This is a genomic window from Novosphingobium sp. ES2-1 (assembly GCF_015169775.1).
Lineage (GTDB): Bacteria > Pseudomonadota > Alphaproteobacteria > Sphingomonadales > Sphingomonadaceae > Novosphingobium > Novosphingobium subterraneum.
Window position 1 is genome coordinate 1,651,592 of the sequence record NZ_CP063445.1, and the last position, 13,184, is coordinate 1,664,775.

14 protein-coding genes and 1 tRNA gene are annotated in these 13,184 nt (G+C 62.7%); 3 read left to right on the plus strand and 12 right to left on the minus strand.

Annotated features, from left to right (window positions below; translation table 11 throughout):
- Positions 1 to 7: 7 nt before the first annotated feature.
- The 3 genes from IM701_RS08035 to IM701_RS08045 all read right to left on the minus strand — a co-directional run bounded on the left by IM701_RS08035 (position 8) and on the right by IM701_RS08045 (position 2,712).
- A complete protein-coding gene (locus IM701_RS08035) occupies positions 8 to 457 on the minus strand; it encodes a hypothetical protein (protein ID WP_193826621.1) in 450 nt (149 codons plus the stop codon).
- A gap of 110 nt (positions 458 to 567) precedes the next feature.
- Positions 568 to 1,182 (minus strand): GTP cyclohydrolase I FolE, encoded by a 615-nt coding sequence (folE, locus tag IM701_RS08040; protein ID WP_039332226.1) that lies wholly within the window; start codon positions 1,180 to 1,182, stop codon positions 568 to 570.
- 12 nt (positions 1,183 to 1,194) lie between these two features.
- The gene (locus tag IM701_RS08045) at positions 1,195 to 2,712 is read right to left on the minus strand and encodes a phospholipase D-like domain-containing protein (protein ID WP_230487615.1); all 1,518 of its coding nucleotides are present in this window, start codon (positions 2,710 to 2,712) and stop codon (positions 1,195 to 1,197) included.
- A gap of 199 nt (positions 2,713 to 2,911) precedes the next feature.
- Between IM701_RS08045 and IM701_RS08050 the strand changes: the two genes are divergently transcribed.
- The gene (locus IM701_RS08050) at positions 2,912 to 3,598 is read left to right on the plus strand and encodes a trans-aconitate 2-methyltransferase (RefSeq protein ID WP_039332224.1); all 687 of its coding nucleotides are present in this window, start codon (positions 2,912 to 2,914) and stop codon (positions 3,596 to 3,598) included.
- Positions 3,599 to 3,625: 27 nt separating this feature from the next.
- On the opposite strand, the gene IM701_RS08055 is transcribed toward IM701_RS08050, so the two are convergent.
- The 5 genes from IM701_RS08055 to grxC all read right to left on the minus strand — a co-directional run bounded on the left by IM701_RS08055 (position 3,626) and on the right by grxC (position 6,474).
- Complete coding sequence (locus IM701_RS08055; RefSeq protein WP_193826622.1) at positions 3,626 to 3,934, minus strand: septum formation initiator family protein; 309 nt, start codon at positions 3,932 to 3,934, stop codon at positions 3,626 to 3,628.
- A gap of 851 nt (positions 3,935 to 4,785) precedes the next feature.
- Positions 4,786 to 4,862, minus strand: a tRNA-Arg gene (locus IM701_RS08060).
- A 45-nt stretch (positions 4,863 to 4,907) separates the two neighbouring features.
- On the minus strand, positions 4,908 to 5,384 hold the full coding sequence (locus IM701_RS08065; RefSeq protein ID WP_062344759.1) for a DUF1178 family protein: 477 nt from the start codon (positions 5,382 to 5,384) through the stop codon (positions 4,908 to 4,910).
- Positions 5,381 to 6,178, minus strand: a complete 798-nt coding sequence (locus IM701_RS08070) for a carbon-nitrogen hydrolase family protein (protein ID WP_193828385.1) — start codon at positions 6,176 to 6,178, stop codon at positions 5,381 to 5,383. The genes IM701_RS08065 and IM701_RS08070 overlap by 4 nt, the downstream gene beginning before the upstream one ends.
- Positions 6,179 to 6,207: 29 nt before the next feature.
- Positions 6,208 to 6,474: a glutaredoxin 3 gene (gene grxC, locus IM701_RS08075; protein ID WP_039332218.1), complete on the minus strand. Its 267-nt coding sequence runs from the start codon at positions 6,472 to 6,474 to the stop codon at positions 6,208 to 6,210.
- Between the two features lie 172 nt (positions 6,475 to 6,646).
- On the opposite strand from grxC, the gene IM701_RS08080 reads away from it, so the two are divergent.
- Positions 6,647 to 7,108, plus strand: coding sequence for an Hsp20 family protein (locus IM701_RS08080; RefSeq protein WP_039332216.1), 462 nt, complete (start codon positions 6,647 to 6,649; stop codon positions 7,106 to 7,108).
- Positions 7,109 to 7,162: 54 nt separating this feature from the next.
- Here the strand turns inward: IM701_RS08080 and IM701_RS08085 are convergent, their stop codons facing one another.
- The 4 genes from IM701_RS08085 to tpiA all read right to left on the minus strand — a co-directional run bounded on the left by IM701_RS08085 (position 7,163) and on the right by tpiA (position 10,959).
- Complete coding sequence (locus IM701_RS08085; protein ID WP_039332214.1) at positions 7,163 to 7,852, minus strand: Crp/Fnr family transcriptional regulator; 690 nt, start codon at positions 7,850 to 7,852, stop codon at positions 7,163 to 7,165.
- Positions 7,853 to 7,924: 72 nt separating this feature from the next.
- Complete coding sequence (locus IM701_RS08090) at positions 7,925 to 9,556, minus strand: CTP synthase (protein WP_039332212.1); 1,632 nt, start codon at positions 9,554 to 9,556, stop codon at positions 7,925 to 7,927.
- Between the two features lie 153 nt (positions 9,557 to 9,709).
- Entirely contained in the window at positions 9,710 to 10,093 is a 384-nt protein-coding gene (secG, locus tag IM701_RS08095) for a preprotein translocase subunit SecG (RefSeq protein ID WP_039332434.1), read from the minus strand.
- A 95-nt stretch (positions 10,094 to 10,188) separates the two neighbouring features.
- On the minus strand, positions 10,189 to 10,959 hold the full coding sequence (gene tpiA, locus IM701_RS08100) for a triose-phosphate isomerase (protein ID WP_193826623.1): 771 nt from the start codon (positions 10,957 to 10,959) through the stop codon (positions 10,189 to 10,191).
- A 281-nt stretch (positions 10,960 to 11,240) separates the two neighbouring features.
- On the opposite strand from tpiA, the gene IM701_RS08105 reads away from it, so the two are divergent.
- A complete protein-coding gene (locus IM701_RS08105; RefSeq protein WP_193826624.1) occupies positions 11,241 to 13,181 on the plus strand; it encodes a peptidylprolyl isomerase in 1,941 nt (646 codons plus the stop codon).
- Positions 13,182 to 13,184 lie beyond the last annotated feature (3 nt).

The window sequence follows — 13,184 nt, forward strand, 5'->3', positions numbered from 1 at the left end:
TTTCTCCTCAGCCCTCGCGCTGCCTTGCGTGGGCTCCTTCTGCTTCAACGAGGATCACTTCGCGATCCTGCGCAACCATGGCCATCATCGCACTGCGCAAGTCATCGCGGCGCGCCTCGATCACGCGGTCGATGCCATTGCCGCGCTCCGAGCACCAGCCCGGCGACGATCCCGTAAGCACGTCATCGCGCAGCATCGAACGACTTGCCTGCATGTTTGCGCCAACCCGTGCCTGCCGCTCGACCGAAAGCGATACGGACCACTGGCAGCGCAAGGAGGAAGCCCGCCCGGCACCGCCGGCCGAGCCGATCTGCTTCATCTCGACCCTTGTCTTTCCGCTGTAATCGGCTGTGATCGGGCCGGCAGCATGCTCGATGACGGTCGAGTGCTCCATGCCCATCGCCGGAGCGCTGAAGCCGAGCGCAACGGCAAGACCTGCAAAGCCAAGCGTCTTCATGTTGTGTCTCCTGCAAACGTCCCGGCTTTTTTCCGGTGACACAAGCAAGATAGAACCGCGATTGTGTGCAACCAACCGACGGACTTGTAATGTTTCTTTGCTAGGTTGCCTCAATAGCCCATCAGGCTGAGCACTTCCTTGCGGCTTCGCGTATCGTCAAGGAACGTGCCCATCATCCGGCTCGTCACCATTCCAACACCAGGCGTGCGCACGCCGCGCGCGGTCATGCAGGCGTGGCTCGCCTCGATGACCACCGCCACACCATGCGGCTTGAGGTTGTCCCAGATGCACTGCGCGACTTCGGCGGTCAGGCGCTCCTGAATCTGCAGGCGACGCGCAAACCCATGAAGGACCCGCGCCAGCTTGGAAATGCCGACGACCTTGTGCCGCGGGAGATAAGCGATCGCCGCCTTGCCGATGATCGGCGCCATGTGATGCTCGCAATGGCTCTGGAACGGAATGTCCTTCAGCAGCACGATCTCGTCGTAGCCACCTACTTCCTCGAACTGGCGCGACAGATGGCTGGCAGGATCCTCGCCATAGCCCAGACAATATTCCTTCCAGGCACGGGCGACGCGCTTGGGCGTATCAAGCAGTCCCTCGCGCGCCGGATCGTCACCCGACCACCGGATCAGCGTGCGGATGGCGTCCTGGACATCTTCGGGAACAGGTGGCTTGCCCTGGGCCAGATCGTCATCTTCATCAGGTCCCACCAGACTGCTCATCACGTTCCTCCGCTACCTTGCAGGCCGTCGCAGGAAGCGACTCCTGAACAGACCCCGGCGGTAGAAGGACAGCATTTCCTCCGGACGCTCTGGGTCGAGTACCTCGTTGTCGGCCAGCGCCTTCTCCGCATCGGTAAGGTCGTGCGGCACGAACCGCCCCAGTCTCTTGCCCTCCTGCGGAGCAGCAGCGATGGCCGCAGCCATCGAACCGTGCTGGTCCAGAAGTTCCGCTACCCGCTCTGGCCCGATACCGCAATGCTCGGCCAGAAGGGAAACTCGCAACCGGCGGATTGCCTCGCCACAGTGACCATTGGCAGGCCTTGCACAGTCGATGAACACATCGCACTCGCTATCAAGACCCATCGACCGGTTGTTCAGGTTTGCCGATCCGATCCTCAGGATCTCGTCATCGACGATTGTCAGCTTGGAATGCACATAGATCGGCGTGCCTTTCGCGGTGAAGGGATGCCAGACAGAGAAGCGACCTGCGTGATCGACCTGCTCGATCGCCCGCACCAGCCGGATGCGTGCCCCATCCATCGCCGTCTGCTCCAGCCAGCCATCCGAACTCTGCGGGTTGATGAGCACGATCTCGGGGGGATCCGGCTCCTCCATCCGCCTCACGATGGCTTCTGCAATCTTGCGCGATGCGAAATACTGGTTCTCGAAGTAGATGAACTTCTTCGCCCGCGCGATATGCTCGAGAAACAGCGCTTCCACCTCGCGCACCTCGCGTGCTTCGGCAAAGTGTGATCGCGTCCGCGCGATGCCGATCTCGACATTGCGGAATTCAGCCTCCACCGTGGTTGGCCAGGGAGAGGCTCGTTGCGGCTCGCAAGGCTCGAACGGCTTACCCCCGGCCTGTTCCCACCGCTTTCTGCCAAAGGCTCCCAGGACAGCGGCAGCCTCGCCTTCCATCAGCATGGTGCAGTCGTGCCACGGGCCATAGAGCTTGCCTCCGGGCCGTCTGCGCCGCTTGTCGTCGTCGATGTGCTGTCGCGTGTCCCAGCGATCGCCCGCCATGTCGATCCCGCCGCACACGGCAAAGCGATCGTCGATCACCGCAATCTTCTGATGGTGGCTGCACCCCAGGGGATGCGCGCTGTCGAGCTTGAACACGATGCGCGGGTGCCTCCACCAGCGCAACAGATCAAGCATCATCGAGCCACGAAAGACGGCCTTCAAGGCGCCGAAGTTCCACTTGAGAACCCTGACATCGAGTTGCTTGCGACGGTTGGCCAGCCAGACGACAAAGGGGCCAAGCCGCGCCGGCGAAACGCGCCTTCGCGGCAGGTTCCACCATCGCCGGCCGCCGCCGATGATGATCCGCGTATCGAAATCCCATCCAATCAGGAAAATCCGTTGCTGCGCGCGCATCATCGCCTCGCGCATGAGCGCGAAGTAATCCGCAGCATCGATCACCGCATGCGCCCTGTCGGCCATCGCATAGCGCCAGACTGATTCGGATTCCGACTGCATCCGGGCAAGGCCGCCGGCCTGTTGCTCGGTCACGCCTTCGTGTTCAGCCACAAAAACTTACTTCGATTATGTTACCAGCACACACCACCGACATTCCCCTGCATACCGATAGATTGCTATCTTTTTGTCACTAGTAAGGAAAAGTCCGTTTCAGCTTTACCGCAGCGGACACAACCGCAATCCAGAAGCCATGGCAAGCGGCTCAACCCTGATATCGTCCCTACGCACCGGGCTGCTTGCAGTTCCACAAGTGCGTTCGACGATCGATCGGATCAGGGACCTGGCAGACCCCGATCGCCGCGCCATCGCGCGCATGAAGCGCACCCATTCCAGCGCCATCCTGCAACCTTGGCCGACGACCTGCGAGGATCGCTACCCCGAGATCTTCACGGCGCTCGACGCGCATCTGTGGACCCTCGCCAACCCGCGCATCCTCTCCTTCGGGTGCAGTGATGGCAGCGAAGTCCGCAGCCTGCGGCGGTGGTTCCCAAACGCCCGCATTGTCGGTCTGGACCCCAACCCGGCGATGATCCGGACCGCGCGGGCGCACCTCGCGCTGCACCCTGACCCCGATATTTCCTACATCGAGGCCGCCGACGTCGGGGTGCTTGAAGGCCAGACGTTCGATGCCATTCTGGCCATGGCAGTGTTTCGACACGGCGCCCTGGAAAGCCAGGCGCCGCAGTCCTGTTCGGCCTGGCTGCCCTTCTCCCGCTTTGCGCAGACGGTTGCCGCGCTGGATCGCCATCTTGCCCCGGGCGGTTGGCTCACGATCTGGAATGCGCACTTCCGCTTCAGCGATACTCCCGTCGCTGCGCGCTATCATGCGCGCTCCCTTCGCTTCACGCGCGCCGATCCGATGACTCTGCTCTACGGACCCGACGATGCGCGCATGGACGGGAGTTACAGTGACGCCATGTTCCAGAAGCGGCGGTAAGCCTCCGCTGCATTGGCGGAGACCCGCTCAATCCTTGAGCTGCATCACCACGTCGTCAGGATGCGTCACGTTGAGATTGCTATGCAGCAATTCGCCGACAAGATCGGGGTCCGCATGGCGAGGATCGAGCAGATCGACACGGTTCTTTATCCGGTCCCGTTCAGCTGTCAGCGACGCAATTTCCTTCTGCCGCTGTTCAAGCACCCGCGCGTTCTCGCCCCAGGCCAGCAGGCCGCTTGGCCCGGCAACGCCGACCGCAGCAAGCACAAGCAGGACGACAAGCGCCATCGACTGCGCAAGGCTGTCTTTCGGGAGAAGTGGGCGACGGGATTTCATGTCACGATTGAATCACAAATCCCGCGCCGTTTCAAGGACCTTCACCTTCACCCGCATCACAATAGGTAAAACGGCACAGACAAAAATGTAATCTGCACACCACCACCACACTACAAACACAATCGTCGCCCCGGGCTTGACCCGGGGCCCCGCTTTTCTTCTGCGCTTCCTGTGAACCAAGAAAGCGGGATCCCGGGGCAAGCCCGGGATGACGAGGAAAGGGGCGCGGACAAGCTTGACAAAAAGAACCATATAGGTTAAATGCTCCACCCACAGGTCAGGAGAGGGCACAAGGCCAACCCGCTCCTCTCCCTTCGGAAGCCCATGCTGTGTGCGGAAAGCTTCCGGCGCGATCGGTGGGGCAGGTGCGCAGCGGGTTCAACGAGGGGCGTAAAGCCCAAGACCCACCGGGCAAACCCTGCCGTTACCCAAGGACAGACAGGACACCCCAGGGCTGATAGCACGGCGCCGAACCCTGAGCGACGCTGCGGATGCGGAACCCGCCATGATTGTGCGACTGTGTCAGCGCAAACGACAGGTTCTTTTCACGCAGCCGCTTGCCAGAAGCCAAGGCAGTACGCGAGCCGCTGCCAAAGCTTCGTCCTTTCACATGTGTCCGACCATCAGGCTGAGCCGACAAGGGGTTCGGAACCGCCCCCGGCCACTCGCAGCCGGTCCCGCGCCCCATCCCTTGCGTGCCACAACGGCACCGCACCGGTCGCGTGATCTGTGAGGCGTTATGGTCCGCATTCGCAAGCGGATGATCTCTCGCGCCACCTCGCGGCGTCCCCCGCGCAGGCGGGGACCTCAGCGTCCCCGACCACGGCAATGACATCAACGCTCTAGGAAAATGGTGCGCCCGACGGGATTCGAACCCATGGCCCCCAGATTAGGAATCTGGTGCTCTATCCTGCTGAGCTACGGGCGCCCGAGCACTCCTTTAGGCAGGGGCGCGGGCGCTGGCAACGCTCTTTCAGTTGGCTTCTTCCGGCGGAACGACGGGAATAAGCAAGGGAGCAACCGCAATGCCCTCATCAAGCAATTCACGCGCCTCATCGGGCGTCGCACGGCCGTGGATGGCGCCGGGGTCCTTCTCGCCGTAGTGCATTGCGCGGGCATCGTCGGCGAATTTGTCCCCTACCCAGGTCGAGGACTTGATCGCCTCGGCCTGCATCGCAGCGACGGCCTGCAGCATGGCCACGGCCTCGGGCGGCAGCGGGACATTAGCGACGGGCGCGGATTCCGCAGGCTTTGCCGGCACCGGTGCCGCAAGCTGGTTGCCTTTGCGGCCAACATTGGGCGCCATGACCGCCTTGGCGACATCGGGCGATCCACACGAAGGACAGGACACCAGCCCCCGAGCGAGTTGACTTTCATAGTCCTGCGAGGAGCCGAACCAGCCCTCGAAGCGATGCCCGTTCGGCCCGCATTGCAGATCAAAGACAATCATGCCGCCGATCTAGGGATTTCGCGCTTGTTGGCAAGACTGGGAAGCTGTGCGCGAACCTCGCCCGTTCGGGCAGGGTCGACATATGCAAAGCCAAGCGAGCTGCCTTCACCGCCATCGTAGACAACCTCGCCCCAGGGATCGACCACGAGCGAATGCCCGAAGGTCTCGCGCCCGTCTTCGTGAACGCCGCCCTGGGCAGCGGAAATGACCCAGGCGCTGGCTTCCACGGCGCGAGCGCGCTGCATCAGGTGCCAGTGCGCCTTGCCGGTCGGCACGGTGAATGCCGCCGGGATGCGGATCGCGTCGCAGCGGCGACGGCCCAGTTCCTCGAACAGTGCCGGGAAGCGGATGTCGTAGCAGATCGCCATGCCGAGGCGGCCCAGCGGCGTCTCGACAGTCACCACTGCATCGCCGGGCGTGTAGGCTGTGGATTCGCGCCAGGTCTCGCCCGTTGCCAGATCGACATCGAACATGTGGATCTTGTCGTAGCGCGCGGCGATTTCCCCGTCGGAATCGATGATGAAGCCGCGATTGGCCCACTTGCCGTCATCGCGAAGCACGGCCAGCGAACCAAGATCGATCCACAGCCCCAGATCCCGTCCCGCCGATCGCGCGGCGGCAAGGACCGGATTGTCAGCTTCGGTCACGATATGCGGGGTTGCCCTTGCCCGGTCGCGATCGAGAAGCCCGCACATTTCGGGGGTGAAGAGCATCGCCGCCCCCTCGTCCGCCGCCTTCCGCGCTGCGCCGACGATCGCATCTGCATTGACCAGCGGATCGATCCCGCTGGTCATCTGGAACAGCGCAACCTTTGCCGGATCCGTCACTTTCCGAGCATCATGTCCAGCTTGCCCTGCGCATTGAGCGCGGCAAGATCATCGGATCCGCCAACATGAATGCCGTCAATGAAGATCGACGGGACGGTGGTATGGCCGGGAGCGCGTTCCAGCATCTCCGCCTTCTTGGGTCCGCCCATCGTCACATCGAATTCTTCGTAGGACACGCCCTTGCTGTCCAGCAACTGCTTGGCACGCGCGCAGTAGGGGCAACCCCACTTCGTATAGACTTCGACCTTGGGCGTATCGGACATCGGTACCTCTATCTGGGTCTTGAAATGCGGTTTTCGCTAACACACATGGGTTTTCGTGTCATGCGCCGCAAGCCGGGCCTGATCACGAATACGTTCGTAAAACAGCCGATGCGGGCGCCGGGTTCCGGGTTCGCAAAGGCAAGTGCAGATTGCTCTATCAGAGGATATTGCCATGAACCGTTTTGACTTTACCCCCTACCGCCGCACCACCGTGGGTTTTGACCGCCTGTTCGACCTGCTCGAACGCCAGGCCCGCGCCAATGCCGGTGACAATTATCCGCCCTTCAATATCGAGCGTAGCGGCGAAGATGCCTACCGCATCACGCTGGCGGTCGCCGGATTCAAGGCCGAGGACATCGACATCACCGCCCAGCAGAACCTGCTCGTGGTAAAGGGCCAGCGCCCCGAACCGCAGGACCGCGAATTCCTGCATGTCGGCATCGCAAACCGCGGTTTCGAGCGTCGCTTCGAACTCGCCGATTTCGTCCGCGTTGAAGCCGCAGACCTTGCCGACGGCCTGCTGACCATCGATCTCGTGCGCGAAGTGCCCGAGGCGATGAAGCCCAAGAAGGTGCTGATCGGCGCGCAGAACCAGCTCAAGGTGATCGAAGGCGACAATACCGCCGCCGCTTGATCTCTCACAGGAAAAACAGGGAAGAGCGGGCCAGTACGGTCCGCTCTTTCTGAATCACCAGGCTTCGGCCACGTCTATCAGCGCCTCGCGATCAAGAATGGTCACGCGCCCGCCTTTCAGGGCAATGATGCCATTGTCGACCCAGGCGGAAAGCTGGCGATTGATCTGTTCGCGCGACATGCCGGCAAAGTTTCCGAGTTCGCCCTGGCTCAGCGCAATCTTGAGCTGATTGCCGGTGTCAGACGTGTCCCCCATCATCAGGCGCAACAGGAAACGCGCCAGCCTTGGCCCGGATGTGTAGGCCCGGTCGGCCTCGATCACGGCGTTGTTCTGCCGCAACCGGCGCGCCATCGCCTTGAGCAGGCGCAGGGCCAGCCCCTTGTGCTTGTCGATGATATCGCCAAAGGCCCCGCGGGTAAGGATCAGCGCCTCGATCGGCTCGATGGCTTCGACCGTGGCGGTGCGATCCCCGCCATCGAGAAAGGCGATCTCGCCCAGGACATGGCCGGGCTCGGCATAGTCGAGGATGATCTCGCGCCCGTTTGCCGCCAGCATGCTGACCCGCGCGAGCCCCTTGAGGATGATGAAGAGAGTCTTGCCCTCTTCACCTTGCGCCATCAACTCCTGCCCTGGCTTGAACTGGCGGACCTGGCCACGCGCGATGATATCGGACAGCTCGGCCGGTTCGCAGTCCGCGAAAAGACTTTGTGCCGTCAGCGCTTCAGCCAGCTTGGCCGCATCCATGTCGAGGTCCCCCAGATTGCTGCAGCGCAGATAATCAGGGAAACCTCGCCATGACCAGTCCCTTAAGAGCTTTTAAACCAGACGCGCCTGCTTGACGGCCGCGGCAATGAACCCTGCAAAAAGCGGATGGGGTTCGAAGGGACGGCTCTTGAGCTCCGGATGGAACTGCACGCCGATGAACCACGGGTGATCCGGACGCTCGACGATTTCCGGCAGGAGACCGTCGGGAGACATGCCCGAGAACACCAGACCGCCCTTCTCGAGCCGCTCCTTGTAGGCGATGTTCACTTCGTAGCGATGGCGATGGCGCTCGCTGATTTCGGTCGCGCCATAGATGTTGGCAACATGGCTGTTGCCTGCAAGCTTGGCATCATAGGCGCCCAGCCGCATCGTTCCGCCAAGGTCACCGCCTTCCGACCGCTTCTCGAGACCCTCGGCAGTCATCCATTCGGTAATGATGCCGACCACCGGTTCATCGGTGGGGCCGAATTCGGTAGACGAAGCTCCGGGAATGCCGGCGGTGTTGCGGGCGCCTTCGATGCAGGCCATCTGCATGCCAAGGCAGATGCCGAAGAACGGCACCTTGCGTTCGCGCGCGAAGCGCACCGAGGCAATCTTGCCCTCGGTGCCACGTTCTCCAAAGCCGCCCGGCACAAGGATGCCGTGCATCGGTTCGAGATGCGCTGCGATTTCCGCATCGTCCTTCTCGAACAGCTCGGCGTCGAGCCACTTGATCCGCACCTTTACGCGGTTTGCCATGCCGCCATGGACCAAAGCTTCGTTGAGCGACTTGTAGGCATCCTGCAGGCCGACATACTTGCCGACGACGCCGATGGTCACTTCGCCCTCGGGGTTCTGGTGCCGATCGACGATATCGTCCCAGCGCGTCAGGTCCGGCTCGGGCGCAGTCAGGCCGAAATGGCGCAGCACTTCGCTGTCGAGGCCCTCTGCATGGTACTGCAGCGGCACGGCGTAGATGCTCGAGGCATCGAGAGCCGGAATGACCGCAGACTTCCGCACGTTGCAGAACTGCGCGATCTTGGCCCGTTCGCCTTCGGGCAACGGCTTCTCGCAACGGCACAGGAGAATGTCGGGCTGAATGCCAAGGCCGGTGAGTTCGCGCACCGAATGCTGCGTCGGCTTGGTCTTCAATTCACCGGCAGCCGCGATGTAGGGCACCAGTGTGACGTGCACGAAGCAGGTCTCGTTCCGGTCGAGTTCGTTGTGCATCTGGCGCAACGCCTCGATGAACGGCAGACCTTCGATGTCGCCCACAGTCCCGCCGATCTCGCACAGCACGAAATCGAGGTCCTCGGTTTCGGCCTGCGCAAAATCCTTGATCGCGTCGGTCACGTGCGGAATCACCTGCACCGTCGCGCCAAGGTAATCGCCACGGCGCTCCTTCGCGATGATGTCGCGGTAGATGCGACCCGAGGTGATGTTGTCTGCCTGGCGTGCCGAAACGCCCGTAAAGCGTTCGTAGTGGCCCAGGTCGAGATCGGTTTCAGCACCGTCGTCGGTCACGTAGACTTCGCCGTGCTGATAGGGGCTCATCGTCCCCGGATCGACGTTCAGATAGGGATCGAACTTGCGGATGCGCACGCGAAAACCGCGTGCCTGCAGCAAAGCCGCCAAGCTTGCTGCCATGAGTCCCTTGCCGAGCGAGGAAACCACGCCGCCGGTGATAAAAATGTACCGCGCCATGGGATTCGGGCCTTAGCGTCAGAAGTTGCAACTAGGCAAGCGGTTGCGGCTGCAATCTTCGCCACAATCCACAAGCCGTGGACGAAAGCAAAACGATAACCGACCCGCGACCTGTCCGGTCGCGGGGCGGCGAGCCGCTCTGCGGTATTCCGTTTACTGGCCGGCGGCGCCGTTCAGCGGATCATTGGCCGGGGCCGACTGGACCGGAGCCGTGCCAGGCTGCGCGCCCTGCGCCGGAGCCAGGGGATCCGCCGCCGGTGCGTTCTGCACGGGCGTGGTGCGCTCCAGCGAAGTATCAATCTCGCGGCTCGAGTTCGTGCCAACCGCAAGAGCAGCCAGAGCAATGCTGAGCACGACAAAGGCTGTGGCGAGAATCGTCGTCAACCGCGTCATGAAGTCAGCCGCACCGCGAGCAGACATGAAGCCGGCCGGGCTTCCGCCCACGCCCAGGCCACCGCCCTCGGACTTCTGCATCAGGATCACGACCACCAGCAGCGCTGCGACAATGGCCTGGACCACGGTTAGAAAAATGAACAACGACATGAATCACACCTCGTGCGCGAAACCGCGCGGGAATCTTGAGCGGCATGTAGGCTTGCTGCGCCCTCGGCGCAACCCGCGCGTTGCGGCGTTCAAGCCTCTCCGTTGTCGGCCGCGGCCACGATCGGCAGGAAAGCTTCAGCCGTCAGGCTCGCCCCGCCGACCAGCGCACCGCCCACGCCTTCTGCAGCAAGCAAGTCCCTGGCGTTTCCGGCGTTGACCGAACCGCCATAAAGGATGCGCACCTTCGCACCGATCTCGCCGTAGAGAGCAAGCAGTTGCTGGCGAATCTGGGCATGCATGGCGACAACGTCTGCAACTTCGGCCACGCGCCCGGTCCCAATCGCCCAGACCGGCTCATAGGCAACCGCCACCTTGCCTGACGCTACTGCGTCTGCAGCAGCATCGGCATCCGGCATCGAGGCAGTGACCTGAGCGGAAACGACCGCTTCGGCCTTTTCGCCATCGCGCTCTTCAAGCGTCTCACCCACGCAGACGATGATTCCGAGCCCGGCAGCAAGTGCGGCTTCGGCCTTCGCCTTTATCAGGTCGTCGCCTTCGCCATGGTCCTTGCGACGTTCGCTGTGCCCGACGATCACGAAGTCGGCTCCGGTATCGACCAGCATTTGCGCAGAGACGTCGCCGGTGTGCGCGCCCTTTGCGTTGACATGGCAATCCTGCCCGCCAACCCCCATTGCGCTCACCGCCTCGCGAAGAGCGCCAATCAGGGTGAACGGAGGGGCAATGGCAACCTGAACGTCAGGATAACGCCCCGCCGCCCGGTCAATCGCCCGCGCTTCGGCGAGCATGGCGCGCGTCCCGTTCATCTTCCAGTTGCCTACAATGTAAGGACGGTGCGGCATGATCGGCGCGTTCCCCTGAATTTCGCAGATACAATCGGTTGCAGGACATCGATCGCCCTGCTTCGTCGGCGCGGCTATCAAACCCGGACTGATTCTGCAAAACGCCTGATCGCATAAGCGGGCATAGCGCCGATTGCCGCAGGCGCCGCTGCCACACGCGGCCTATTGCGCGACGATCGATGGCATGGAGCCATTGCGAGAATTGCGTTTGCCTCCTAAGGCAACCGCTAACCGAACCTTCGGGTGCGTTGCCGTGCCCAGACGAGAGACGAACTACACAAATGCTCGGCTTTTTCCGCTCGTTCCTCAAGTCGCGCATCGGCGTTGCCGTTGCCCTGATCTTTCTTGGCCTGATCGCGCTGGCATTCGCCAGTGCCGACGTCACCGGCAGTGGCTTTGGCGGAATCGCCGGTGGCGATCGCGCTGCCAAGGTCGGCTCCAATCGCATCGGCACGGCTGAACTCGGCAAGGCGCTGACTAACGCGTTCGAGCAGGAACGGCAGAAGCAGCCCGGCCTGACGATGAAGCAATTCCTCGACGCTGGTGGCATGGACACCGTGCTCACCGGCCTGACAGACAGGCTGGCCATGGCCGAGTGGGGCCGCGAGCATGGTCTGATTGCAGGTGATCGCCTGATCGACAGCGAAATCACCAAGATCCCGGCCTTCCAGGGTCCTGATGGCAAGTTCAGCCAGTCGGCCTATGAGCAGCTGCTCGCCCAGCGCGGCCTGACAGACAAGGACGTCCGCAAGGATCTCGGTCAGGGCCTGCTGGCCCGCCAGATCCTGTTGCCGGCTGCATTCGGCGCCCAGATGGCTGACGAAGCGGTCCAGCGCTATGCTGCGCTGCTGACGGAGAAGCGCGTCGGCACCATCGTCTCGGTGCCATCGCTCGCCTTTGCGCCGACGTCGCCCCCGGCCGACAGCACTCTTGCCGCGTTCTACAACGCCAACAAGAGCCGCTACATGCAGCCCGAACGCCGCACGATCCGCTATGCGATCGTTGACGAGGCGAGCCTGAAGACCGTGGCAGCGCCCAGCGACGCCGAAATCGCCCAGCGCTACAAGCTCAACACCGCAGTCTACTCCGCATCCGAACAACGCTCGGTAACGCAGGTCATTGTCCCTACCGAGGCCGCTGCCAAGGCGCTTGCCGCAGAAGTCGGCGCCAACGGCTCGCTCGACAATGCCGCTCGTGCCAAGGGCCTGGTCGCAAGCAAGCTTGCCGATCAGACACGCGATACCCTCGCCAACCAGACGTCGCGTGCCGTATCTGATGCTGCATTCGCCGCGGCTTCGGGCACGCTGGCAACGCCTGCCAAGTCGGGCCTCGGCTGGCATGTACTCAAGGTCGATGCCGTCAAGCGCAATGCCGGAAAGACTCTGGAACAGGCGCGCCCCGAGATCGTCGCGGCCCTGACCCTTGAAAAGCGCCGCGCAGCGCTGTCCGATCTTGCCGCACAGGTCGAGCAGGAAATCGACAATGGCACCGGCCTTGCCGATATCGCCAAGACGCTGAACCTGACCGTCTCCACCACGGCTCCGCTGACAGCGAATGGCAGCGTGTTCGGCAAGCAGGACGAGAAGGTGTCTGCCGACATCGCCCCGTTGGTCCAGGCCGCGTTTTCGATGGAGCGCGAAGGCGAAGCCCAGCTGGCAGAGATCAAGCCTGGCGAGAAGTTTGCCGTTTACGATGTCGGCCAGCTCGTCGCCGCCACGCCAGCCCCGCTGGATCAGATCAAGAGCGTCGTTGCCCGGGACTGGGCCGTTCAGCAGGGCGCAGCGAAAGCCAAGGCTGCCAGCGACAAGATCCTGGCAGCATTGAACAAGGGCACGCCGCTGGCCGAAGCTCTCAAGCTCGCCGGCGCCGCTCTGCCTGCTCCCCAGCCCGTGGACCTGCCGCGTCAGGCGCTTACCCAGATGCAGGGACAGGTTCCTGCACCGCTTGCGCTGATGTTTGCCATGGCCAAGGGCAGCAACAAGCGGCTCGAAGGGCCGAACAACGGCGGCTGGTACGTCGTTTCGCTCAAGGAAATCGTCCTCGGCCAGGTCAAGCGCGGCGATCAGATCTTCCAGCAGGCCGCCCGCTCATTCGGACAGGATGCCGGCGGCGAATATGCCGAGCAGCTCCGCCTGGCGATCCGCAAGGATGTTGGAGTCGAACGGAACGACGCCGGGATCAAGGCCGTCCGTGACCAGCTGACCGGCAGCAACGCCCAGTAAATC